Source organism: Bartonella sp. CM120XJJH (assembly GCF_042194715.1).
Taxonomy (GTDB): Bacteria; Pseudomonadota; Alphaproteobacteria; order Rhizobiales; family Rhizobiaceae; genus Bartonella.
Window position 1 is genome coordinate 16,635 of sequence record NZ_JBHINE010000011.1, and the last position, 24,721, is coordinate 41,355.

18 protein-coding genes are annotated in these 24,721 nt (G+C 36.8%); 13 read left to right on the forward strand and 5 right to left on the reverse strand.

The window, feature by feature from the left end:
* Positions 1–54: 54 nt before the first annotated feature.
* Positions 55–453: a DNA-directed RNA polymerase subunit omega gene (gene rpoZ, locus ACFIKU_RS05865; RefSeq protein ID WP_375625042.1), complete on the reverse strand. Its 399-nt coding sequence runs from the start codon at positions 451–453 to the stop codon at positions 55–57.
* Positions 454–1,009: 556 nt separating this feature from the next.
* Here rpoZ and ACFIKU_RS05870 point away from each other — a divergent pair.
* A complete protein-coding gene (locus ACFIKU_RS05870; protein WP_375656963.1) occupies positions 1,010–1,678 on the forward strand; it encodes a uracil-DNA glycosylase in 669 nt (222 codons plus the stop codon).
* A gap of 48 nt (positions 1,679–1,726) precedes the next feature.
* Here the strand turns inward: ACFIKU_RS05870 and smpB are convergent, their stop codons facing one another.
* Both smpB and dapA read right to left on the reverse strand, forming a co-directional pair.
* Entirely contained in the window at positions 1,727–2,203 is a 477-nt protein-coding gene (smpB, locus tag ACFIKU_RS05875) for an SsrA-binding protein SmpB (RefSeq protein WP_012231306.1), read from the reverse strand.
* 18 nt (positions 2,204–2,221) lie between these two features.
* The gene (gene dapA, locus ACFIKU_RS05880) at positions 2,222–3,106 is read right to left on the reverse strand and encodes a 4-hydroxy-tetrahydrodipicolinate synthase (protein ID WP_375641528.1); all 885 of its coding nucleotides are present in this window, start codon (positions 3,104–3,106) and stop codon (positions 2,222–2,224) included.
* Between the two features lie 253 nt (positions 3,107–3,359).
* On the opposite strand from dapA, the gene ACFIKU_RS05885 reads away from it, so the two are divergent.
* Complete coding sequence (locus ACFIKU_RS05885; protein WP_375656944.1) at positions 3,360–5,450, forward strand: lytic transglycosylase domain-containing protein; 2,091 nt, start codon at positions 3,360–3,362, stop codon at positions 5,448–5,450.
* A 1,010-nt stretch (positions 5,451–6,460) separates the two neighbouring features.
* Here ACFIKU_RS05885 and ACFIKU_RS05890 read toward each other — a convergent pair.
* Entirely contained in the window at positions 6,461–7,231 is a 771-nt protein-coding gene (locus ACFIKU_RS05890) for an energy transducer TonB (protein WP_375641559.1), read from the reverse strand.
* A 241-nt stretch (positions 7,232–7,472) separates the two neighbouring features.
* Between ACFIKU_RS05890 and ACFIKU_RS05895 the strand changes: the two genes are divergently transcribed.
* The 5 genes from ACFIKU_RS05895 to ACFIKU_RS05915 all read left to right on the forward strand — a co-directional run bounded on the left by ACFIKU_RS05895 (position 7,473) and on the right by ACFIKU_RS05915 (position 13,820).
* Positions 7,473–9,650 (forward strand): TonB-dependent hemoglobin/transferrin/lactoferrin family receptor, encoded by a 2,178-nt coding sequence (locus ACFIKU_RS05895; protein WP_375656945.1) that lies wholly within the window; start codon positions 7,473–7,475, stop codon positions 9,648–9,650.
* Positions 9,651–9,922: 272 nt separating this feature from the next.
* Positions 9,923–10,966, forward strand: coding sequence for a hemin-degrading factor (locus ACFIKU_RS05900; RefSeq protein WP_375641531.1), 1,044 nt, complete (start codon positions 9,923–9,925; stop codon positions 10,964–10,966).
* 18 nt (positions 10,967–10,984) lie between these two features.
* The gene (locus tag ACFIKU_RS05905) at positions 10,985–11,887 is read left to right on the forward strand and encodes a hemin ABC transporter substrate-binding protein (RefSeq protein ID WP_375641532.1); all 903 of its coding nucleotides are present in this window, start codon (positions 10,985–10,987) and stop codon (positions 11,885–11,887) included.
* 5 nt (positions 11,888–11,892) lie between these two features.
* Positions 11,893–12,990 carry a FecCD family ABC transporter permease gene (locus tag ACFIKU_RS05910; RefSeq protein ID WP_375656946.1) on the forward strand — a complete coding sequence of 366 codons (1,098 nt, stop codon included), beginning with the start codon at positions 11,893–11,895 and terminating at the stop codon, positions 12,988–12,990.
* On the forward strand, positions 12,987–13,820 hold the full coding sequence (locus tag ACFIKU_RS05915; protein ID WP_375656947.1) for a heme ABC transporter ATP-binding protein: 834 nt from the start codon (positions 12,987–12,989) through the stop codon (positions 13,818–13,820). Before ACFIKU_RS05910 ends, ACFIKU_RS05915 begins: the two co-directional genes overlap by 4 nt.
* Positions 13,821–14,978: 1,158 nt before the next feature.
* Here ACFIKU_RS05915 and ACFIKU_RS05920 read toward each other — a convergent pair.
* Positions 14,979–15,953 (reverse strand): tail fiber protein, encoded by a 975-nt coding sequence (locus tag ACFIKU_RS05920; protein WP_375656948.1) that lies wholly within the window; start codon positions 15,951–15,953, stop codon positions 14,979–14,981.
* 3,257 nt (positions 15,954–19,210) lie between these two features.
* On the opposite strand from ACFIKU_RS05920, the gene thiC reads away from it, so the two are divergent.
* The 6 genes from thiC to ACFIKU_RS05950 are packed head-to-tail and all read left to right on the forward strand — an operon-like array spanning position 19,211 to position 24,323.
* Complete coding sequence (thiC, locus tag ACFIKU_RS05925) at positions 19,211–21,046, forward strand: phosphomethylpyrimidine synthase ThiC (RefSeq protein ID WP_375656949.1); 1,836 nt, start codon at positions 19,211–19,213, stop codon at positions 21,044–21,046.
* Positions 21,043–21,993, forward strand: a complete 951-nt coding sequence (gene thiO / locus ACFIKU_RS05930) for a glycine oxidase ThiO (protein ID WP_375656950.1) — start codon at positions 21,043–21,045, stop codon at positions 21,991–21,993. Before thiC ends, thiO begins: the two co-directional genes overlap by 4 nt.
* A gap of 3 nt (positions 21,994–21,996) precedes the next feature.
* Positions 21,997–22,194 (forward strand): sulfur carrier protein ThiS, encoded by a 198-nt coding sequence (gene thiS, locus ACFIKU_RS05935; protein WP_273791115.1) that lies wholly within the window; start codon positions 21,997–21,999, stop codon positions 22,192–22,194.
* A gap of 4 nt (positions 22,195–22,198) precedes the next feature.
* Positions 22,199–22,972, forward strand: a complete 774-nt coding sequence (locus tag ACFIKU_RS05940; protein ID WP_375656951.1) for a thiazole synthase — start codon at positions 22,199–22,201, stop codon at positions 22,970–22,972.
* The gene (locus tag ACFIKU_RS05945) at positions 22,969–23,574 is read left to right on the forward strand and encodes a thiamine phosphate synthase (protein WP_375656952.1); all 606 of its coding nucleotides are present in this window, start codon (positions 22,969–22,971) and stop codon (positions 23,572–23,574) included. Before ACFIKU_RS05940 ends, ACFIKU_RS05945 begins: the two co-directional genes overlap by 4 nt.
* The gene (locus ACFIKU_RS05950; protein ID WP_375656953.1) at positions 23,565–24,323 is read left to right on the forward strand and encodes a hydroxymethylpyrimidine/phosphomethylpyrimidine kinase; all 759 of its coding nucleotides are present in this window, start codon (positions 23,565–23,567) and stop codon (positions 24,321–24,323) included. Before ACFIKU_RS05945 ends, ACFIKU_RS05950 begins: the two co-directional genes overlap by 10 nt.
* Positions 24,324–24,721 lie beyond the last annotated feature (398 nt).

The window sequence follows — 24,721 nt, forward strand, 5'->3', positions numbered from 1 at the left end:
AATTGCTCCTCACATGACAAGGTATCTTTACTCCTGTAACATAAATTGCTGCAATTAATAATCGTCACTTTTTTCTGGAACAACCAAACCTTCAATACCCGCTAAAAGCTCTTCTTCTGACATATGATCAAATGAAGTACCTTCTTCTTGCGACGACGTATTAAAAGCACTTTCAGCTTCACCTGAATGGGTAATAAATTCACTTGCCATTTCTGGCTCATCTACTTCCACATGCTTTTGCAGCGAATGAATAAGGTCTTCCTTTAAATCAGCAGGCGACAATGTTTCTTCTGCTATTTCACGCAAAGCAACAACTGGGTTTTTATCATTATCACGATCAACCGTAATCTGCGCTCCTTGTGAAATCTGACGCGCCCGATGACCTGCTAAAAGTACCAATTCAAAGCGGTTATCAACTTTATCAATACAATCTTCTACCGTTACGCGGGCCATTTATGCCTCTTTCTCAAATAAAAAAATTTAATAGCGGATAGGGAAGTATATACAATAATCAAAATAAAACACAAGAAAAACAACTCAAACTTTTATATTTTTTGATTAAAGAACTTATTTAAGAAAATTCTTGGAAAATTTATAAAATGTATAACCTATTTATGCTCATTATCAAAGCTTCTCTTAAAAGCATTCCAATAGATTGACTTCAAACAAAGGACGGTCTTTCTTGACAAAATACTTGTCTGGGGTCTTCGTCCTTTTAAAAGGAATACCAGCTGTTGAAAATCCTTTGCAATAACAGCAGCCTTATACATACTTTTTATGATAATATCTTTATCTAAAGAGAGAGCTTTTTTTCTTTGAACATCATGTGTATTATGCTCTTATTCATCGAATAAATTACTGAAAGATTACCTCTCTTTACACAATAATTAGTAATAAGTTTATATTAAACTTTCTTTATATTCATTATAGATTGTTTCTCAAAACATAACCCGTCATATACGCTATAAAAGACTCAAAAAAATAGAAAAAACGATTGATGCCTAACACCATGAATAGCCAATTAACATCACTTTGCCCAGAACCGCCCCAAAATTGCAATTTATGTCCTAGGCTCCATCAGTTTATCGCTGACTGGCGTGTAAAAGAACCAAGTTGGTATAATGCACCGGTGCGCCCCTTCTTTCCTTATAAAGGGCCAGACACAACACGCCTTCTCATTGTTGGGCTTGCTCCTGGATTACGCGGAGCCAATAGAACTGGACGTCCATTTACTGGTGATTATGCTGGGCATTTACTTTATTCAACTTTAAAAAAGTTTGGTTTTGCCCAAGGAACCTTTGAAGAAAGAGCAGATGATACTCTTGAACTTATTGATGCAGCAATAGTTAACTCTGTTCGTTGTGTTCCACCCGAAAATAAACCCACCGGTGCAGAAATTAACACGTGCCGCTATTTCTTCTCACCTCTTTTAACAAATCTTCCCAAACTTAAAGCCGTTATTACCTTAGGCACCATTGCGCACCATTCAACGATACGTGCCCTTAATGCAAAAGTTTTATCTCACCCTTTTGGACACGGTAAAATCAATAACATCGGCAGATTACGCATCTTTTCGAGCTATCACTGTTCTCGTTATAATACAAATACTGGACGCTTGACAGACGCTATGTTTCACCAAATCTTTCAAGCAGCAAAAACATACTTAGATCAATGCTAAAACTGTTTTAAAAAGTGCTATAAATAAAGGATATCTTGATCGCATCCGTCATCCATATCTTTTTAAAAGTCTTGCTTTTTCACGTCCCCAATCGCGTTTTTTTTCCGTTTCGCGCTTATCATGAAGCTTTTTTCCCCGCGCTAAAGCGATCTCCAACTTAACGCGCCCCCGTTCATTAAAATAAAGTTTGAGAGGAACAAGTGTCATTCCTTCACGAGACGTTGCATTAAAAAAACGTGCCATCTCGCGTTTTGAAAGTAATAACTTGCGCAAACGTCGCGGTTCATGATTAAAACGATTAGCCTGCGTATATTCAGGAATATAGCTGTTTACTAACCATAATTCCCCATTCTCAAAACTCGCATAGCTTTCCGCAATATTGGCATGATTAGAACGTAGGGACTTCACTTCCGCTCCCTGAAGGACAAGACCAGCCTCGAGATTATTAAGGATTTCAAAATTAAAACGTGCTTTACGATTGTCAGCAATTATTTTCCGTACGGGCGCGTTCTTTTTTTTATTCATGGCTTTGTCAATATCATTCTATGCTTTTAAAAGACCAGCATGACTGAGGGCAGCATCAATAATCTTCTTTGTGCTTTCTGTTAATGGAACAATAGGAGAACGCACTGTATCACCACAAAATCCTAATTTTGCAGCGGCATATTTAATACCTGCTGGACTAGGTTCAATAAATACAGCACGATTAAGAGGCATCAAGCGATCATTTAGTTCTCGTGCTGTTTTATAATCACCACGAAAACAAGCAGCTTGAAGCTCTGCACAAAGCTTTGGAGCAACATTTGAGGAAACTGAAATACACCCCACACCTCCATGTGCATTAAAACCTAATGCCGTACAATCATCGCCGGAAAGCTGCACAAAATCTTTTCCACACTTTTCACCTTGTTCACTAACGCGCTCAATTCTGCTCGTTGCATCCTTAACACCAATGATATTGTTAAAATCTTGATAAAGGTCTCTCATCGTTTCTACAGCCATATCGATAATAGAACGACCAGGAATATTATAAATTATAATCGGAATAGAAACAGCTTTGGCAATGGAAGAAAAATGTTTGTATAAACCAGATTGATTTGGTTTATTATAATAGGGAGTGACAACCAAAACTGCATCTGCACCAGCTTTTTGCGCATATTGTGCAAGCTCTACAGCCTCACTTGTGCTATTTGATCCCGCTCCGGCCACAACAGGAACACGCTTTGCGACCTTCTCAACACACAATTCTATAATCCGCTTATGTTCTTCATGACTTAACGTTGCTGATTCACCTGTTGTCCCAACAGGGCTTACGCCGTTAATCCCTTGTGTAATCTGCCATTCAACAAAATCACAAAACGCCTTCTCATCAATTGCGCCCTTGTTATCAAACGGTGTGATAAGCGCAGTTATCGCTCCCTTGAGCATGATAAACTCCCTATAATGTTTGCTTTTATTTTTTTATAATCGCCTTTTATAAATTTTAAATAGAGCATAATCTTGCTCTATCATTGAAGCAAGATGAATTTCAAAAAAAAGCCCTTATAAGATGAAAATGCCCCTCCTTAAATGTTGAACATTTCTTTTAAATAAGCCGTCTATATTAACGCGTTTTTCACGCTTGTGTTCTATAAATCCTTAAGTTTTTTTACAAAAAGCAAGGTCTCAAGGTCTTTTCTCTATGCGTGTATTTGCCACCTCTCTTTTCGTATCAACCTTTACTGCACTTATACTGGCAATAAGAATTTTATTTTCAAGTGCATACGCGCAAACACCCCTTTTACAAGGGAAAACGCCAATCCCTTTGGTTCGCCCTACTCCCTTTACCGCAAAAGAAGCTCAAGAATCTCTTCAACAGATACACACGACACCGCACAATGCTGCTACACTTCAGCAACTGAAAGCTGGGCTAGATGCACTAGCAAATAACAATATTGCAAAAACAATAAATCTTCGTAATTCAATGGAAAAACATAGCCTTGATCGTCATATTTTGACATGGGCGTTGGGGGTATCAAACCCAGCGAATATACCAAGTTCTGAAATATTTAATGCAATCAACATGCTAAAAGGATGGCCAGGTATAGAAACGATGCAACGCAATGCTGAACGTGCTTTTCTTAACGAAACCAACGTCACACGCGCAATCATCCAAAAATTTTCTCATCACCCGCCCCAAACAGCACAAGGAATGGCTCTCTTCGCTAAAGCACTTATCGCAACGGGACAAACCACTCGTGCTCAACACGTTATTGCACCATGGTGGCATAAAACACAGCTTAATGCAAAAGAAGAAGTATTTGTTCTTAAAAATGCAAGCGCTGCATTAAAACCTATTGATCATTTGAAACGCATGCAGTTTATGCTGTATACACATCGTTTTGATTCAGCAGCACGCGTTGCAAAATTAGCCCATGCTCAATCTCTTTTTGATGCTTTTGTGGCCGTTGAAAAAAATGATCCTAGAGCTACACAAAAATTGAAAGCTGTAGAGAGATCATGGCAAAAAGATCCTCTTTTTCAGTTTGCTCGAATACGCCATCTTCGACGAACAGAGCAATATGATGCAGCCGCAGCACTCATGATGAAAACATCAAAAGATGCATTCCGCCTTATGAACCCTCATTCATTGTGGAAAGAACAACGCGCCCTTTCTCGTGAAATGCTCGATTTAAACAAACCAAAAATCGCTTATCAACTCGTTACAATGCACACTGGTATAACATCTGCATTAGCTATCGATGCTGAGTTTCATGCAGGATGGTACGCACTACGGTTTCTTCATAACCCTAAATTGGCAATGCAGCATTTTTCACGTATTCCTCAACTCTCTTCTTTACCTTTTTCTGCATCACGTGGATATTACTGGATGGGACGAACAGCAGAAAAGCTAGGAGAACATAAAAATGCCCAGCAATACTTTCATCGCGCAGCTCATTTTGGTGCAACTTACTATGGTCAATTAGCCGCTGCACGACTCAACCAAAAAAAGCTTAAAGTGTCTTTTCCCAAACCAACAACCGCTGAGCGACAACATTTCAGTGCACGAAAAGCGATCAAAGCAATTCAACGTCTTGAAGCAGCCGGCTATGCTGATTTTGCTAAAATTTTTTATAGAGAGCTCGGAAAAAAAATAGAAAGCCCCGGTGAATTAGCTCTTCTAGCTGTTATGGCAGAAAAAAATGGTGACTATTATACCAGCCTCAAAATTGGAAAAATGGCTGTTATTCAGGGAAAAAATGTCGGGGCACTCTCTCATCCTCTGGGAGCTATACCAGCTTCTACTAATATTTCTGTAGAAGAAAAATCGCTTATCTATGCCATTGCACGCCAAGAAAGCGAATTTAATCCAACAGCCATATCAAAAGCAGGTGCACAAGGTATACTCCAATTGCTTCCTACAACAGCAAAAGCACTGGCAAAAAAATACTCAATCACATGGTCTCCTAAAAAGTTTAGCAGTGATGCTCATTATAATGCAACATTAGGTGCCCATTTTCTCAATGAACAATTAGAACGTTTTAATGGATCCTATATACTAACTCTTATTGGCTATAATGCGGGTCCCCGTCGAGTCAATGAATGGATAAAACGTTATGGCGATCCTCGAGGACAATCTCTCGATAATGTCATTGATTGGATTGAACGTATTCCTTATACAGAAACACGTAATTACGTGATGCGTGTCATGGAAAATTATGGTGTCTACAAAGCAAGACTTACTGGGAAAATAGATATAAAAACCGACCTGCTTTCTGGTCGATGGAAATAATATGCCTTAACTTCCCAAATAGCATTTGAAAACGTTCATAAGAAGTGTTTTTATTCCTTTTTAAATGGTACCCACATACCAACCTGCTTATGATGTATAAGCAATTAATTTTAATTGATTCAGTATCAATAAATTCGAAATGAGAAAACCCTCCGCTATTCGGGTCTTTTATTCCAAATACAAAATGATAAATTATCATTATAAATCAATATGTTGTACAAATAATTTATTTTTTCTCAACATAAACGACAATATCATAGAAATTATAAAGAGAAGAGTAAAACAAATAACTCATCCTTTTACTGTTGCTTATTAGTCAATATTCAAATCTTGCGAAATAGCATATTTTAAGACTATTTTTTTTCTGCTTATAACATTTCTATACCAAATAAGAGCACGTTATATATATATCGTTTGGATTATCTTTGATAACAGAAAGGCAGACTCATTGAGTTAGAAAGCCTTAAAGACAAACAATTTTCTTCTACCCCTTCCCTTTTTATTCGGTTTTACGACTTTTAAATATGTCAATATCTTTTAATGATGAAGATGAAGCTTTGCTTTTTGTTTTTCTCATTTTTATATATAAGCTCACATCCTTTACACAAAATAGAGCATCCCCAAATAGTATGTTTTTCTTATTTATATTCTTGTTTTATTTTAATGTTTCTAAGTCTATTTCACAACGGTGTATCTGAAAAGTACTTACGAAAATCCTCTTACGAATGGTATAAAAATCGATTAGACACGATTAACCTTTACTTCATAAAAGCTATAGCTCTATCATCTCTTAACGCCCGATGTTGCAACAGCCCTTTCATTTAGAGTATTTATAAAAAGTATATTCACTGCTTTTAGAAGTTTTTTATCTATGCTTCCCCTCAACTTGTGTCATAAGTAAGCAGATGGTTTCGATTGATTCAACGTCAAAAAATTCGAACGAACTATATTTGAACTTTCATTCAAATTATAAATAAATATATTATAAGAAAAGCGCCCCGCATAAAAAATCAGCTAAATATTAGGGATACTCTGATTATTTTCTTCACTTTTGATGGTGGAGGGGGAGGAAAAGAACCAACGCGTTGAAGTGCTGCCATAGCCAATCGATCCAGTTCTGGATCTCCAGCAGAAACGACGACACGGCTAGAAAAAATACTCCCCCGCTCATGCACCATAAATTCTAACTTCACCGTTCCTTTTGCTCGACTGGTACGCTGTCCTACAACATAATTTTTTTGCCTTTCTAATTGTGACTGTACCTTTGCTAACCACTCCATTAACAACGTATCTTCAAGCCCTGCTGTACCACCACCCTTGTTGGTGGAAGAAGAACGTACCACCTTTGCATTGGAGCGCTTTACTACAGCTTTTGGCGTCGGTATTGTCTTTTTGATAAACGCTTTATGCTCCACTTTTTGAGGAAGGGGTTCTTCCAAAGACTTTAAGTCATCTTGTTCTGCCATATGCTGAGGTTCTTCCGATTGAACTTCATCCACAGATTCCAATTCCTCTGACTCCTGCTCTAGGAGATCAGTCCGTAATACTTCTGGCTCTGTATGAATATCTGACTCTGTGTGAATATCTGGTAAGTCTGTATCAACATCCGGATAGATAGTTTCTTGCACAAAAGTCAGCATAATCTCCGACGAGAGTAAGCCATTACTTACACCAGTACTTTGAAAATAAAACTGCGCTCCCAATAATACGTGCAAAAAGAAAGCTCCAACAAATGCACCAATCCAAAGAGTTAATAATTGCTTCGTATTTGCAAAATTCATCGTTTCTTCTGCCACTATTTTAAGCTTAATATTGGTGTTCAATCTCATTAAAACAGGCTATTTTGAAATTGCAACTTTTTTCTTGACTGATTTTGTCATGTTTAATATGGTTTTCCAGTGATTTTGTGTTGTTGTCAAAATCATTTCTACTTGGCTGGCAAGTTTTAATCAGCGGGCCCAGCCTTTTTGTATGAATATAAAATTTCAAACAGAGGGGATGTTAAAAGGGTTATGATGTGTTATGCAAATAAGACGAAAAAATATCTATAAAAGCTGTGTAATTTTAAGTGCATTATCGGTCTGTATACCTTCATTTGTTTTTGCACAAAACAGCGATAAGAGTACTGTAACTGAGCTCAAGCCAATCCTTATTAAAGGAAAAAAAATAGAAGATGCTTCAAATTTAATAACCATTCTAACTGACCGTAAAACCAATAAGAATATTGATGAAAAACAAATAACTGATGTTTATGATGTGAGTCGTCTTAATCCTTCTGTCTCCTATAACTCGGGAAGTAATAGTTTCGTTATTCGTGGTTTAGATGCAAACCGTGTTCTTACGACAATGGATGGTATTTCTCTTCCATGGTATAATGATATATTCCGTGGTGGAGGCGGAAACACAACTTTTGATTTCAATGCTCTTTCTACGTTTGATACTATTCAAGGATCAGATTCTAGTCTTTATGGTTCTGGCGCCCTAGGAGGAATAATTGCTCTGCGTACCCTTAATCCTGAAGATCTTATCGTGGAAGGAAAGAATTGGGGTAGCCTTATAAAAGGTGGTTATCATTCTGTTGATAATAGTTGGCGCATCGATCAAGCTTTTGCTGTGCGTAATTACCGAACATTTTTGCTTTTCCAAGGGTCTTATGTAGAAGGTCATGAGCGCAAAAATATGGGAACAGTGGGAGGATATGAAGAACGCACACGTAAAAACCCCTCTCACTTTGACAAAAATAACTTGCTTTTTAAAATTCATCAATATTTGAGTGATAATCATCGGCTTGGTTTTACTGCAGAGCGTTTTGGTCATAATAGTAACGCGCATGCATTAAATTCGTCTAAAAGATATGCTCCAGGTTCCGTTTATGAACGGGATAATAGACTCCGTGAGCGTTTTTCTCTTTCTTACAATTATAATGGTAATGGTGATGCGGTTCTTGATGCGTTTAGTGGGCTGCTTTATTGGCAAAGGCAATCAAGTCATTCCGTTACGACTGGCGTTCGTGTTTCAGCTCCTAAAGGGGATTATTTGAGAGATAATTTTTTGCGGAATATCAATTATGGTTTCAATGCTGATGCACTTAAAAAAGTGGATTTTGGCACTGTAAGCCACACGTTAAAGTTTGCAACGAATGTTTCGTCATCTAAATCTCATCACTATTTGTTTGGTAAAGACAACTGTCATATAAAAGAATATGCTCGAGGATGTCTTTTTGTTCCTGCTAATCGATCAGATTCGCCAGACACAAATGGTTACAATTTGGGTTTTGCTTTTGAAGATGAAATTGGATTCGTTGATGATCGTTTTCGTGTAACACCGGGAATCCGGTATGATTGGTACAAATATATTCCTCAGAAAACATCTTCTTATGAGAAATCACTGATTTCTGATAAATTCCCTCCAGAAAGAAATGGATCACGCTTTTCTCCTAAATTACGCGTGGAGTGGGATGTTCGTAATCAAGTAACGCTCTATGCTCAATGGGCACAAGCTTTTCGTGCACCACGTATTTCAGAACTTTATGTCTCTTATATCAAACCTTCTGCTTATTACGTGAAAGGAAATCCTGACCTTCAACCAGAAACAAGCAATGGGTATGATGTGGGGATACACTATGGAAATGTAAATTTCGGTGGTTCCTTCAATGCCTTTATCAACCAATATAAGAATTTCATAGATACCGAGGATAGAGGTCCATCAGAAGAATTCAAATTTGCGCGTCGGCATTACATGAATCGCTTCCGCGTGCAAATTTTTGGTGTTGAAACAAAAGCGCATCTAGTTCTTAAAAATGGTTTTCATGGCAATATTGCTCTTTCTTATTCACAAGGAAAAGATCTTGATAAAAAAGAGTATCTTAACTCAATTTCTCCTTTGAAAACAGTTATCGGTTTAGGATATGCAAAAGAAGTTTGGGGAAGCGATGTTATCCTTACTGTAGCAGCCAAACGTGACAAAGTAGCTAAGGCATCGGATTACCAAAAAATTCCAGGATACTATGTCGTTGATATGACAGGGTGGTGGAAACCATTCGGTGAACCGGGTCCTGTTATAAGGGCTGGTGTTTATAATCTGTTCAATCAAAAATATTGGAATGTTTCAGATCTTCCTTCCGGTGCAAGCTCAACACCGAAGGATTATTATAGTCAGCCTGGTCGTAACTTTAAAGTTTCGTTCGTGCAAAAATTCTAGTCGCTTTTGTTAACCATTAGATCAATGAAAAAGGTTATATTGATAAAAAATAAATTATTGCGTTTCTGTTCTCATTGTTCTTTGAACAACAAGTTTTGAAGTTTTCGCTTTAACTCTTGGTAATTTATTGGTTTTTATTGTTCTACTGTTGATAAAATAAGGGCTTGTTTCGTGGTGGGTTGAACCATTAGTTGATAGTGGTTCGACTCACTGTCTTTCTAGTTGTAAAATTAAACAATTAACCTTCAAACAGGTAACATAAGGATAAGCCCATGTCATACACAGCCGAAATAATTCTTCGTTTGCGTGAAGAAAAAAAAGAGATGCGTAGCCGTGATTTCGCGGACTCTATTGGTATATCCGAAGCAGAACTCATTGCGGCTTATTGTACAATTGGAAAAGCAAAAAGACTGCGCGCTGATGTCGCTACTTTCTTGGAAAATTCTCCTAAACTTGGCACAGTTATGGCATTGACACGTAATGATAATGCTGTCCATGAAATAACAGGATGTTTTGAGAAGATTGTTCAAAGCCAGCATATCCCGATAACACTCGGTGAAATTGACTTGCGTATTTTTTCAAAACAATGGAAGTTTGGTTTCGAACATGACGTGATTATTCTCGGAACACCTATGAAAAGTTTGCAATTCTTTGATCAATCTGGCATGGCTATTTTCAAACTCTATTCTAAAGACACGACAAATATGGAAGAATGGGCCGTACTTGTTGAAAAATTGCTTCATGACGATCAGTCACCTGTACTTGATATTTCTCCCGTTCCTCCTCCAGTACAATGTGATATGGCAAAGCTGGATGTTGAAAAATTTCGAGATTGTTGGCGTCAGATGACTGATGTACATCAGCTTCATAGGATTATTTCTGAACTGAAAATTAATCGACATGATGCTGTGAAACATGCCGGCAATGAATTTGCCGATGAATTACAGATAGAAGCTGTTGAGATGATGCTCAGACACGTTGCACAACAAGAGTTACCAATTATGTGTTTTGTCGGTAACAAAGGGTGCGTCCAAATTTTCACTGGGAAAGTAAAGAACATTAAGCAAGTGGGACCTTGGCTTAATGTTCTCGATCAAAAATTTCATCTCCATTTACTCGTTTCTGGATTTGATAAGGTATGGCGTGTTCGCAAACCTACGATTGATGGTTATGTCAGCTCACTTGAAGTTTTCGATAAAGATGATGAGATGATTATTCAATTCTTTGGCGTACGCAAGGAAGGTCAAAAAGAACGTGAAGATTGGCGCTCTTTATTGAATAGTTTGCCATCATGCCAAGAAAACAGCAGTGACTAAGATAAGGTAAGGTTGGACATGTTCATATCTCTTTTACATAGGTTATCAAACCTTTTTCTTATGTGTTTACTGCTCTCTCTTACCTGTTTTTCTAAACAAGTGATTGCTGAACCCACAACCCGTTTTCCTGAAAATGCTCGTATTGTTTCTATCGGCGGAGCACTTACAGAAATTGTCTATGCATTGGGAGCCCAAGATCAACTTGTCGCCCGTGATAGTACAAGCGTCTACCCACAAGAAGCGCTCAAGCTTCCTGTGCTTGGATATATGCGTGCTCTTTCACCTGAGGGTGTTTTATCACTTGCCCCAGAAGGCATATTGCTTGTTGAAGGAAGCGGTCCCGCTTCAACAATTGATATTCTCAAAAAAACATCAATACCTCTGGTGATCATACCAGAAGACTATTCCCGTGAAAATGTGATAGAAAAGATTCGTCTCGTTGGTCAAGCCATTCATCGGGAAGTGCAAGCGGCTGCGTTAATTGAGAAATTGAAGCGTAATTTTTTAGACAACGATGCGCTTTTGGCGAAAGTAACAAGACCAAAGCGTGTTCTTTTTGTTTTCTCTGTGCAAAATGGACGCGTCATGGCATCTGGAACAGGTACTGCAGCTGATAGTATGATAAAACTTTCAGGCGCTATCAATGCTATCACCGATTATAAAGGATATAAACTTCTCAACGGCGAAGCGTTATTGAAATCAGATCCCGATGTTATCTTACTTGTAAAACATGGTGCAAAATCAACCAGTATTGATAAGATTTTAGCCATACCGGCAGTTCAAGCAACAACTGCAGCAAGAAATCATGCCATAAAACAGATGGATGCTATGTATTTTTTAGGATTCGGTCCACGCACTGCAGACGCGTCAAGAGAACTTATTCATATGCTTTATGGTGCAAATCAAAACGGTAAGAGCTGACAAACATGGTAGACGGTACATCGATGATGCATTTACCCGAAGCAAAAGAAGGTAAAAAAATAAACCGTTCAAAGCAGGGAAAGATTTTATTATTAAGCTTAATAATATTCCTTACCTTCAGTATTTTTGGTGGGCTCTTGAATGGTGCAGCAAAGGTTTCTTTCGTTGATCTCCTCCATGTAATGCTTACACAAGATTTTTCGGTAAGTAGTAAAACGCGTGATTACCTCGTGCTTATCGACATAAGGCTTCCCCGCGTTATCTTGGGATTATTGATTGGAGCAGCTTTAGCTGTCTCCGGTGTTCTTATGCAAGGGCTTTTCCGTAACCCTCTTGCAGATCCTGGGATTGTAGGTGTATCAGCAGGTGCTGGACTTGGAGCAGTCTTAGCAATTGTTGTAGGTTTTGCTTTTCCTGTTTCATTTGCACCTTTTCTAGAGCCTTACAAAGTTATCATAGGTGCTTTTTTGGGTGGACTTTTGTCCACGATTATTCTCTACATCATAGCAACGCATAATAGCTTTACCTCTATTGCAACCATGCTGCTTGCTGGTATTGCTCTTGGTGCATTAAGCAGTGCAGTTGTTGGAACATTGATTTTTATCGCAAATGACCAACAACTCCGTGATATCACTTTTTGGAGTCTTGGCTCTCTTGCGGGCGCTACATGGTTGAAAGTATGGCTCGTTCTCCCTTTCATTGTTATTGGTCTTCTTTTCTCTCCCTTTTTATCACGAGCACTTAATGCCCTTGCTCTTGGAGAAGCTGTTGCTGGCCATATTGGTTTCCATATTCAACGCGTTAAAAATATTGCTATTCCCCTAGTTGCTCTTATGTGTGGTAGTGCTGTTGCTGTCAGTGGTGGTATTGGTTTTATTGGTATTATTGTTCCTCATATTTTACGTCAGCTCATTGGTCCTGATCATCGCTATCTCATTCCTTGCTCTGCTCTCTTGGGAGCAGCATTACTTATTTTTGCTGATACGTTTGCACGCCTCATTGTTGCCCCCGCAGAATTGCCGATTGGAATTGTAACAGCACTTTTTGGTGCACCTTTCTTTCTATGGATCCTTATATGCAAACGAGGAACAGACTTTTCATGATTGAAGCGACAAATATTTGTGTTCAGCGCAGAAAGAAGCAGATTCTTAAACACATTAATCTTCAAGCTAAAAGTGGTGCTTTTACCATTATTATTGGTCCTAATGGATCAGGAAAAAGTACTTTTATCAAAGCTCTGAGTGGTGAAATTCCTTACAGTGGAAAAATAACCTTAAATGGTTATGATGTATGCCAAACAAAAACGCATGAAATGGCAAAAATGCGTGCTGTGCTACCACAATCAACAACGCTCGTATTTCCATTTTTAGTTCATGAAGTTGTAGGACTTGGCCTTTCTGTAAACCAATTTACCATTGCCAAAACCGAATTGCAAAATCTTATCCAAAAGGCTTTAGAGTGCGTTGACCTTTCTGATTATGGCAACCTGTATTATCACCAATTATCAGGCGGAGAACAAGCTAGAGTACAACTTGCCCGTGTACTTTGCCAAATCTGGAAACCTGTTCATAATGGGATTCCTCGCTGGATGATATTAGATGAACCTATTGCTAGCCTCGATATTCAACATCAAATCATCGTTATGGATATTGCTAAACAATTTGCCCATTCTGGTGGCGGCGTTCTTGCTGTTCTTCATGACCTCAATCTCGCGGCACATTATGCAGATAACATGATCTTGCTCAAGGACGGAGAGATTTATTGCGAAGGAAATGCAACGAACGTTTTGACAACACAAAATCTCCGCGATGTTTATCATTGTTCTTTAAACGTTTCTGAATTACCTAAAGAAGATATCCCTTTTGTACTTCCTCAAACGGCATCCTCCTACGAAATTAGACCTCTAAGCTATCGGCTTCAATCTAAAAACTAAAGTCCATAGCAAAATAAAACACGCAAATATTTGAGAATCTTTTTTATTTTTATATGAACTCCTTTTTGTCATCTGTCATTTTAAACAAGAAGACTAAGCACCTTAAAGATATTTTTGGAAAAAACTACTCGTTTAAAATCCTTCAAGATTTTACGTAACTAAAAACATGTGAAATTTTGTTTTGCTATCATACTGTTAGATAGTATGAAGTTATACAACATACATATGCGTTTTCCCACTCTTTCTATCACTTTTATCTTTATAAAAATGATTCAAGAAATGTGTACAAATGCCTTTGTTATAATAATGGGGTGCATTATTTATATCTTCTAAGGACCATATAGAAATCAAATACCTTTCTCCCACCCATAAAAGGTTTATCTGTAGCTTTAATAGTAATATTTTCTTTATAATATATATATACTTTAGCTTTTTATATAAATAAATATTGATTTATAATGGTATTTTTTATTTTCCTCTCTCTCTATATATATAAAATTGTTTATTTGCATATCACAAAAAGTTAACCTATTGAATAAAAACTTTAAAATAAACTCAACAACGCTTCTTGTAAGCCCCTTAATGCAAAAAAATGCGGAATATAGGGATGGGGAGAAAGTATAGAAAAAGTGTTTGTCTGCTGCTTCACAAGCATAACTATGATTCCACTCAAGGAGTACCATCATTTACAGATAAAGCCTACACCATGGCAATGCAAAGAAATGAAATTGACAACAAGATAAGAGATATCTTTATGAGACGAATTAACTCATACAGAGTATGCTGTTTTTGCACAAAAAACGTTAAAAACATTGTACCTTTTTATGCCTCAGGTTGAATAATTTTATCACCTTACCCCCTATCAAAACACCTTATGAAAAAATACATCCCAGATCACTTCACGGCACAATTTAAATAAGTTTTACACATTTTCTCTATGTTATCATACAATTATAAAAAAGTTATGATTTTCTTTTTCTGATAATAAATTATATCCTTAACTCTTTCTTTTAATCATTTTAAAATCGTTTTTTTTGACTCCCTCAAGTATCGTATTAACAATATAGATTTCCTCTTCATAGACGAAGAAAATAACGCGGAATTACTCCGCGCTAACAAAATTATCAGGGTGTATAGATTATTATTACTCAAACATACTCATGATTTTATAGCATAGACAACGGTTGTATTAACAGGGCGCGTTTCTGCCTCACCTGTATGGGAAAGAGTTATCTTGTGTGTATGTGCACCAGCAGAACCTGTTTTCCCTTTCAGGGTCGCATCATAGGTATAATGATTCGGTAGTCTCCCAATATCACCAGTTGGCCATCCAACTCCTTTATACTCAAAACTATGCGCGTGCTCGCCTGCATTTTCAATGCTCCCAATATGCGTATGCGATTTTATGCTATCTTGTTGTTCATCTGCAAATTTTCTACCACCATCTACCCCCCGACCATTATCAAAGCCGCGTAAAAACATGCCTCTAAAATCAGGAACTTTAAACGTTTTATTGCTGTCTTTACCCCATTTATCACCTATTGCCTTGAATAACTGCGGATAATCTTCACGCTTATAGGCCTTACCATCACATAAAAGCCAACCATTTGGCACATTTTGCATAGCAAATGTTGCAATGAATCCAGCAGGAAAACTTTCTATCTTTGGTGGTGTAGGATTTAATAAATACCAACCCTCATGCTCTTTTATTAAAACACCATTATTGTATATCATTTCATAAATGCCATCTGTTTGAAATTCTCCACCTTCTAATGGCATAACCCCCGCATCAGTGGCTTTATAGATACGCTTTTCTCCTATATTATTAACAGTTATTGTTGTCGCGCCAATATTTACACCACAAGCTTTAAAACGTATGATGATATCATTGTTGTATTTCTTTATAGGTGAAACTGTCTTTAAGGTAATTAATGTTGTTTTATCTTCCACATTTACTGTAAAGCTTGAATTAATAGAACCACCATTATCTGCAAGATATTCACGCACGCGCTGCATCATCGCCCGTGCACTATCATTAACAGAACTAGGCGGCTGACCTTCTGCCCAATTAATGATACTATCTGAATAAGCATTTTCATCAGCCTTTAGAGACCAATCGTAAATATTAGACATTATAAATCCCCCTTTATTTTCATAGTTTTTCTAACAACTTCTCGTTCTGTGCACTAAAATGTGCTACCGTCGTTGATTGGTTTATCATAACCACTGCACCATTTGTATTTACGCATTTTACCTCTCTTCACTCCTTGTAATTTAATAACTTGTAATTTAATAACCTAAATTCACCAGATGCTTTACATAACATTAGTATTGATGCTTTCTTTTCTAATGTGTAATGTAATCACCTCATCTGATGTTACTTAATATCTTTTTTGTTGCTTTGCTGTTGTTATATACTTATTTTTCAAATCTTGCTTCTTGTTGCAAAATTTATAAATACTGTTCAGAATTTTCCTTATTATGGATTTCATATAACCATTATTGAATGTAATAACTTATCATCCACATAGAAAGTTTCTAACTTAAACATTATCTTTTTTTATTTTTTCAATAGTTTAAATCTATTTCGTCGATATTTTATACCATGCATTTTAAACAAAGAAACTCTATCTTTTGGCTATCATTTGTATTAAAATTTTAAAAGTTAGCTTCAAATTCTTTGCATGCTTCATCATGTTTTTATTCGCATGCAGATACTTTGTTCTATTTTATTCAATTTATTCCTGAAATTGTGTTACAAGATTAGCATCAATGTTTTTTTGAACAAGCTTTTGTCCAATCCAAATGCACCATAGAGAATATATTCAATATGGCCATTTCTTCACACTTTCATTGAACTGGAAATGAAATACTTTGAACGACTAGAGAAATATCACACACCTTCACCAAATTTGAAGGTTGCATCCGATCCGAAAAACATTAAAAAGCACAAACCAGCGCCCTCCCCCAATTTTTATGAACAATATCCCTGTTTTTTTAAACGTCCCGTAACCAACTTCTCCCCTCCCACACGTAGCATACCTTTTTATATATTATTATATGTATATTTTTTTTGCAAGAATAATAAATCATTCTCAACAACATCTTGCAATTATTGGTGTTCTTCTTAATTCATGACAATATCAAAAAGCATTCTCTAAACTGTTTTGCTAACTCATCTGCCTCGTCAATCCAAACAAAAAAATATGCTCCATCGATTTAACACTTGCTATCCCCTTAACTATCAAAGAAAGCACCTTACAAAATCTTGCTAAGTAAGTAGCCAGATAACTGGACTATCCATGGCTTGTTTTTTCCAAATAGAATATCCCCTCCACTCATTACCGACTTTATTTTCAGTGTTCTCTGCACCTTTAACTTCTATCTTCCCTTTAAAATACACATCATTTATTAGCTACACCCTTTACTAGCTCTAGACGGGGTCTATTTTTTACTATTTTTGAAGTTATCACTATATTTTCTAATGTCAGAAACATTTTCTTTAGGTAATAAAAAACTTAATTAATCAACAGAATGAACACTCAAAAAGAACGATGGAGATATGAGTTTTGGAGATCTTATAGTATGCAGTATATTAGGATTTTTGTTTATAATCTTTTCGTTGGATGGTGAATACGAAAATAATTACATTAAAATGGAAAAAGAATACTTTAGGTGTTCTTTTCTATTCCTGACAGCATTGACCTCACTATTTAGTATAATTGCACTACTTAAATATGATTTTTTTATAAGATATAAAAGATAAGCTTTATATCCTTCCTAATATGCATAACGAGTTTTATGATGTGAGTAGGACAATGCAAAGCGATTATAGAATGCTATGATAGTGCAGATAAATAATTCACTAACGAATTTATCTATGAATATTTTGTTAATACATTTACCTATCTCTGAGGTATGCCAATCATTTTTTCCTGTACAGCTGCAGCTTTTATAGGGCTCCCAATTGTAACATTGCTAATAATCACAATGTTAGTGGAATTTGGTTATTCTTCCTCATAATTCCCTACTTATTCAAAAATTAGTTTTAGGCTTTGTTAATCATTATCATAATAATTCTTTGTTTGCGTTTGTTTTATTTATTACCTATTTTAATATTTAAAATTTTTTGATGCAAATTTACTCAATTTTTCTCTTGTTGTATTATAATAATAAGAGCACTTCATTATGATTAGAAAGCTTTTTGTATATAATTAGCGATTTCTTATCTGTAATATTGTTGCACGATATCACATGACTCGTGAATAACTTTACCTTGAAAACCAAAGAGCTTTATGTCTCAGAAAATGAATTTTCACCTCGTCTTAAGCTAAAACACAGCGCTTTGCGCATTTCTATTGCAAACTAATTAATGAATTTACGTAGTACTTTATGCTGAGATACATCCTTTTGCTTTTCTCTCTCTTCCAACTATTTAAAAGTGTTGATGAAATTTTAAGATGAATAGCCTTTGTTCATTTTCATCATCATTTTTTAATTCAGCTTTACGATTTTCAAAACATTAAAGGCAATATTATTTTTAATAATAAAGATTAGGTATTGTTTTACGCTTTTGTTTATCGCATTCTTAATGGGAACATCCCCTCATGAAGAATAGAATGCTCCAAACAAAATATAATGATATTGCATATCACGCACTTTTAAAGAAATATTGCTCAAAATATACTCCGTTCATTTTACGACAGCGCACGCCAATGATACAATAGTAAGCCATTATAGATCATCAGCTTTAAGCTTTTGACGATACAAGCTGAAACACATCATACATTTTGTTTTCCCCCACGTTGTGACAGTCTCACATCTTAGAATATTCATTAAATGACATTTGGCTTCCTTTCTTCAAGTGTTTTGCCCCATACGCCCCCACTTATGATATGCAAGAAGTGATTTTATATGAAAAGATGTATGATGAAAGAATCTTATGGTATTCTGAGTTTTATTTTAATATGAAAAAATCTCAATCAGAACTATAAACTATCTAATTTTTCCTTGATAATCCGTTTTTAACTTTATTCTGGTTTATAAAATCTTCAAGATCATAGTTTATCGCTTTATAATAATGTCTATTTGCACTCTTAAAAAAACACACCAAAATCGTTTAAAATATATTTTTATGATTGACAATATAGATATTTGAGCCAACCATGTTCGTATTAACAAAAATACTTTAAGTGGGAGGAGGCATGCAAATATGAGAATAGATATTGTATCAATTTTTCAAAATAACTTTTCTTGAGCTGTATTGGATTTTCTTTGCTACAAAGCAATACTATCCTTATTCATCCGAATGCTCGTGACTGATAATTTGAATAGATCCCCATTAACATCGCAACCTATTTTTGAACTCTGTGTCTATAAGGAAAAAGTTTGTGCAGAAAAATACCCCATCAATCAGTTGTAGCCCCTTTCCCGCTTCACGCAAAATTTATCAACAGAGCCTTCTCTTTTCTGATGTGCGCGTACCATTGCGTGAAATTTCACTGACTGATGGCAGTGGTGAAAAACCTTTAAACGTTTACGATACTTCTGGCCCCTACACCGATAAAGATATGATCATTGACATTACAAAAGGCTTACCAGCAATTAGCTTGCCTTGGCTCTCTAAGCGGGATGATACTGAAACTTATCCTGCACGATCAGTGAAACCTGAAGATAATGGATTAATTTCTGATAAAAACCTTACACCAGCCTTTAAACAAAAACGTCCCATTTTACGAGCAAAAAATGGCAAAGCAATTACACAAATGGCTTATGCACGCGCAGGCATTATTACAGCGGAAATGGAATATGTGGCTATACGAGAAAATGAAGGATTAGCAGTAAAAGAACGGCAGAATGTACCATCAAATGAAACATTTGCTGGATCAATACCAGAAATTTATACTGCGGAATTTGTTCGCAATGAAATTGCTTGTGGACGCGCCATTATTCCACAAAGCATTAATCATCCAGAGTGCGAACCTATGATTATTGGGCGTAATTTTCGTGTTAAAATTAATGCCAATATTGGCAATTCAGCAGTGACTTCATCTATGGAAGAAGAAGTTGATAAAATGGTTTGGGCTATTCGCTGGGGCGCAGATACAGTTATGGATCTCTCAACAGGTCGAAATATTCATAATATTCGTGAGTGGATTATTCGAAATGCTCCTGTTCCCATTGGAACTGTTCCACTTTATCAAGCACTCGAAAAAGTACAGGGTATTGCCGAAAACTTAACATGGGACATTTTCCGTGATACCCTTATTGAGCAAGCAGAGCAAGGTGTTGATTATTTTACCATTCATGCGGGATTAAGATTACCTTTTATCCCTTTGACCGTTGATCGGGTAACAGGTATTGTTTCACGAGGTGGTTCTATTATGGCAAAATGGTGTTTGCATCATCACAAAGAAAGTTTTCTCTATGAACATTTTGATGAAATCTGTGATATCGCACGCACGTATGACATCTCTCTTTCATTGGGGGATGGATTGCGCCCTGGCTCTATTGCCGATGCCAATGATGAAGCTCAATTTGCAGAGCTTAAAACTTTGGGAGAATTGACAAAAATTGCTTGGGAAAAAGATGTACAGGTTATGATTGAAGGTCCTGGGCATGTCCCAATGCACAAAATTAAAGAAAATATGGAGCAACAATTAGATCTTTGTCATGAGGCGCCTTTTTATACTTTGGGACCTCTTACAACCGACATTGCTCCTGGTTATGATCATATTACATCAGCAATTGGTGCCGCTATGATTGGATGGTTTGGAACAGCTATGTTGTGTTATGTAACACCTAAAGAACACCTAGGACTCCCCGATAGGAATGACGTAAAAACTGGTGTGATCACTTATAAAATTGCTGCTCATGCTGCTGATCTTGCCAAAGGTTTACCTAGAGCACAATTGCGCGATAATGCTCTTTCACGTGCACGATTTGATTTTAGATGGCATGATCAATTCAACCTTTCTCTTGATCCAGAAACAGCCTGTGCCTTTCATGATGAGACAATGCCTAAAGAAGCCCATAAATTGGTGCATTTTTGTTCCATGTGTGGACCAAAATTCTGTTCTATGCGTATTTCCCATGACATTCGTGAGGCAGCAGCAATAAGAAAAACAAAAGGGGAAGGTATGATCGCCATGGCCGAGAAATATCAGAAAAATGGTGACCTTTATATGGAAGTTGTTCCTCCTCAAAAAGAGAAAGTAAACAGTTGAAGAACATTCTTATCAAAGGTGCAGGTATAGGCGGCTTAACGGTTGCCTTTATGTTACAGCAAAAAGGTGTTTCTGTTACTATATCGGCTCCCCCTCGTTCTCCTCTAGGAAGTGCTAGTTGGTATGCAGGAGGAATGCTCGCACCTTACTGTGAAAGAGAAAATGCGGAACAGATTGTTGAAGATCTTGGTGTACAAGCTATACAGTGGTGGCGGAAAACGCTCCCCAACCTTGTCATACAAAAAGGCACTTTAGTGGTTGCACCTACACGAGATAGAGGAGAGCTTGAACGATTTTCTGTGCGCACGCATAATCACAAAACTATAGATCATACAGAAATAGCTCATCTTGAACCAGATCTTGCAGAACGTTTTAACTGTGCGCTCTTTTATGAAAATGAAGCCCATATTGATCCTCGCAAAGCACTTATGGCTTTAAAAGAAAAGCTTCTCAACAATGGAGCGTGTTTTGTTGATTTAGAGACGGCTGAAACAAATTTTGATATTGTTGTTGATGCGACAGGAATAGCACGTTTAGGAAAGGACAAAAATATACGGGGCGTACGCGGCGAAATGCTTCTCGTGCGCTGCACCGATATTAAAATTTCGCGTCCAATTCGTCTTCTTCATCCACGGTTTCCTCTCTACATTGTACCTCGACAAGATAATATTTTTATGATTGGCGCAACAATGATTGAAAGTGACTTTGATGGTGCAATCTCTGTGAGATCAATGATGGAACTGCTCAACGCGGCTTATACTTTACATCCTGCTTTTGCTGAAGCAGAAATTATTGAATCTGGCGTTGGTGTTCGTCCATGTTATCCTAATAACTTCCCTTCTGTGCATAAAGATGGTAACTGTATTTTTATTAATGGATTTTATAGACATGGTTTTCTTTTGTCTCCAGAAATGGCAAAAAGAGCAATGAAATTGGCATTGGAATAAAGCATGCAAATATTTGTTAATGGTGAAACAGTCCAAACAGAAGTTATGACTCTCGGTCTCTTACTTGAAGAATTGGGGTATGAAGGAAATTGGCTTGCAACCGCTGTTAATGCTGAAGTTGTTCCCATAGATGCACGAAGCCAATTTGTCTTACATGAAGGAGATAAAATTGAAATTTTGAGCCCAATGCAAGGAGGCTAAAATTATGCTGAATCTTTATGGACGACAATTCTCTTCCCGTCTTCTATTAGGTACAGCGCAATATCCTTCACCAGCAATCCTTCGTGATGCTATTCAGAAATCGGATACGGAAATTGTGACTGTTTCCTTGCGCCGTGAAACTGCAGGCGGAAAACAAGGCGGACAATTTTGGCACTTTCTTCAAGAACTTGGAGTAACAGTGCTTCCTAATACTGCTGGTTGTTATACTGTTAAAGAGGCCGTAACGACAGCCCAATTAGCAAGAGATCTTTTTAAAACAGCTTGGATTAAACTCGAAGTGATAGGAAATCCAGACACCTTACAGCCAAATATTTTTTCCTTAATCGAAGCTGCGCAAATTTTAAACAATGAAGGTTTCAAAATTTTTGCTTACACAACGGATGATCTTATTGTTGCTGAAAAACTTTTTGACATTGGTTGTCGTGTTATTATGCCTTGGTGTGCTCCTATTGGTTCTGCCAAAGGACCTCATAATACTGATGGATTGCGTTCTATCCGTGCTTACCTTCCGGACGCTACTCTTGTTATTGATGCCGGCATTGGACGCCCATCACATGCCGCCATTGCGATGGAACTCGGTTATGATGCAGTACTGCTTAATACCGCAGTTGCTAAAGCAGGTGATCCTGTCTTAATGGCTGAAGCATTTTCTAAAGCTGTTCAAGCAGGACGTATGGGATATAAAGCTGGCATGATCGAAGCACGCAATGTGGCAGTCCCTTCAACGCCCGTTATCGGAAAAGCAGTATTTTCATGAAACTGGATCCATTTTACCTCATCGTTGATAACGCTGATTGGATTGAGCGTTTGCTTCCTCTTGGTATCAAGCTCGTGCAATTGCGTATGAAACATGAAAATCAACAAATAATCCGTCAACATATCAAGCGCGCAAAAAACATATGCAATAAATTAGGAGCGCAATTAATTATTAATGATCATTGGGAAATAGCAATTGATGAAAAGTGCAATTTTATTCATCTAGGACAAGAAGACCTAAGCAATGCTGATCTTCATGCAATTCGTAAAAGTGGTATAAAAGTTGGTCTTAGTACGCATGATGAACATGAATTGGATACGGCACTCTCTGTTAATCCTGAATATATTGCACTTGGTCCTATTTATCCGACAATCTTAAAAAAAATGAAATGGATGCCGCAAGGACTAGAAAAAATCAAACAATGGAGACAGCGGATTGGTGCTTTACCTTTGGTGGGTATCGGTGGTTTAACACCAGAACGCGCAGTTGGTGTTTTAAAAGCAGGCGCAAATAGTGCTGCTGTTGTAACTGATATTATCCTTCATAAAAAACCTGAAGAGCGTGTACAGCAGTGGATAAAAGTGACACAAACATGGCGTTGATACCTTCCATTCTTATTGTTGCGGGCACTGATCCAACGGGAGGTGCCGGTATTGTTCGTGATATAGAAACCGCTGTATATTTTCAAATAAAAGCAAATTTAGCAATTACTTGTGTTAACGTACAAGATGATAATCGCGTTGTCGAAATCATTCCAATGCGCGGAGACCTCGTCGCTGCGCAAATGCGTTCCGCCCTAGAAGCAAATCCAATAAGCGCAATAAAAATCGGTATGACGGGGACAAAAGAAATTATAGCAGCAATCAGTAACGTACTCAAAGACTATCCCCATGTTCCAGTTATTTTGGACCCTGTACTTGTCGCTTCATCAGGAGGAAAACTAACAACGGAAACAATCATCGACACTATGATCGATAAACTGCTTTCTCATGTTACTCTTTTAACACCGAATAGAGAAGAACTCGCTCTTCTTAGCCAAAGTCCATTGGCATCTCATGACAAGCAAGCAATACAACAAGCAAAAAAACTTTTGTCATTGGGAGCTCGCTCTATTTTAGTAAAAGGAGGACATGCTGAGGGTCCTCTTGCAATTGATAGATTCATTGACAAAACTGAAGTCATAAATATTTCTACTCCACGTTTAAAAGGAACAATGCGAGGAACAGGTTGCATTCTCTCAAGCGCTATTGCTGCGCATTTAGCATTAAATGAACCCCTCATTTCAGCTGCAAAAAAAGCAAAAGCATATATCCACACATTGCTTTTAACCCATTGTAAAAACAGTTTGTAAAGTCTTAGTATTTTCTCATATAAAAGCAATATTTTATATATTTTATTCATTTAATATTTTTAATAAAAAAGATAAAAATATAATAATAAAAAATTTATACTTAATTTTACAAATTAAATACTATAAAGTTCATTTGCATTAATTATTAAATATAGGATATAATGATTAAAAATATTATCATACCACTTGCATTCAGTAGAGAATTCTTTTATTATAAAGAGCCTAACTTGTTTAAAAAATTAAAATAGCGTAATTTAAACAAATTGTACATTTAAAGATATATATAATCGAGAACACTTGCATTTTACGATTTGCCTTTTTTGTGAAAAGAGAGAATCCTATCAGCGTTCCTATACATTAACGGCTAGCAAATGCATTTATAAAACTTGAGGGATAAA

Excerpts from the sequence above, each read along its gene's own strand:
- ACFIKU_RS05915 (WP_375656947.1), top strand. The coding sequence starts at position 12,987 with ATGATTGAAGCGACAAATATTTGTGTTCAGCGCAGAAAGAAGCAGATT.
- thiS (WP_273791115.1), top strand. The coding sequence starts at position 21,997 with ATGCAAATATTTGTTAATGGTGAAACAGTCCAAACAGAAGTTATGACT.
- ACFIKU_RS05940 (WP_375656951.1), top strand. The coding sequence starts at position 22,199 with ATGCTGAATCTTTATGGACGACAATTCTCTTCCCGTCTTCTATTAGGT.
- ACFIKU_RS05900 (WP_375641531.1), top strand. The coding sequence starts at position 9,923 with ATGTCATACACAGCCGAAATAATTCTTCGTTTGCGTGAAGAAAAAAAA.
- ACFIKU_RS05945 (WP_375656952.1), top strand. The coding sequence starts at position 22,969 with ATGAAACTGGATCCATTTTACCTCATCGTTGATAACGCTGATTGGATT.
- ACFIKU_RS05950 (WP_375656953.1), top strand. The coding sequence starts at position 23,565 with ATGGCGTTGATACCTTCCATTCTTATTGTTGCGGGCACTGATCCAACG.
- ACFIKU_RS05885 (WP_375656944.1), top strand. The coding sequence starts at position 3,360 with ATGCGTGTATTTGCCACCTCTCTTTTCGTATCAACCTTTACTGCACTT.
- dapA (WP_375641528.1), bottom strand. The coding sequence starts at position 3,106 with ATGCTCAAGGGAGCGATAACTGCGCTTATCACACCGTTTGATAACAAG.
- ACFIKU_RS05870 (WP_375656963.1), top strand. The coding sequence starts at position 1,010 with ATGAATAGCCAATTAACATCACTTTGCCCAGAACCGCCCCAAAATTGC.
- ACFIKU_RS05920 (WP_375656948.1), bottom strand. The coding sequence starts at position 15,953 with ATGTCTAATATTTACGATTGGTCTCTAAAGGCTGATGAAAATGCTTAT.
- smpB (WP_012231306.1), bottom strand. The coding sequence starts at position 2,203 with ATGAATAAAAAAAAGAACGCGCCCGTACGGAAAATAATTGCTGACAAT.
- ACFIKU_RS05905 (WP_375641532.1), top strand. The coding sequence starts at position 10,985 with ATGTTCATATCTCTTTTACATAGGTTATCAAACCTTTTTCTTATGTGT.
- ACFIKU_RS05890 (WP_375641559.1), bottom strand. The coding sequence starts at position 7,231 with ATGAATTTTGCAAATACGAAGCAATTATTAACTCTTTGGATTGGTGCA.
- rpoZ (WP_375625042.1), bottom strand. The coding sequence starts at position 453 with ATGGCCCGCGTAACGGTAGAAGATTGTATTGATAAAGTTGATAACCGC.
- ACFIKU_RS05895 (WP_375656945.1), top strand. The coding sequence starts at position 7,473 with ATGCAAATAAGACGAAAAAATATCTATAAAAGCTGTGTAATTTTAAGT.
- ACFIKU_RS05910 (WP_375656946.1), top strand. The coding sequence starts at position 11,893 with ATGGTAGACGGTACATCGATGATGCATTTACCCGAAGCAAAAGAAGGT.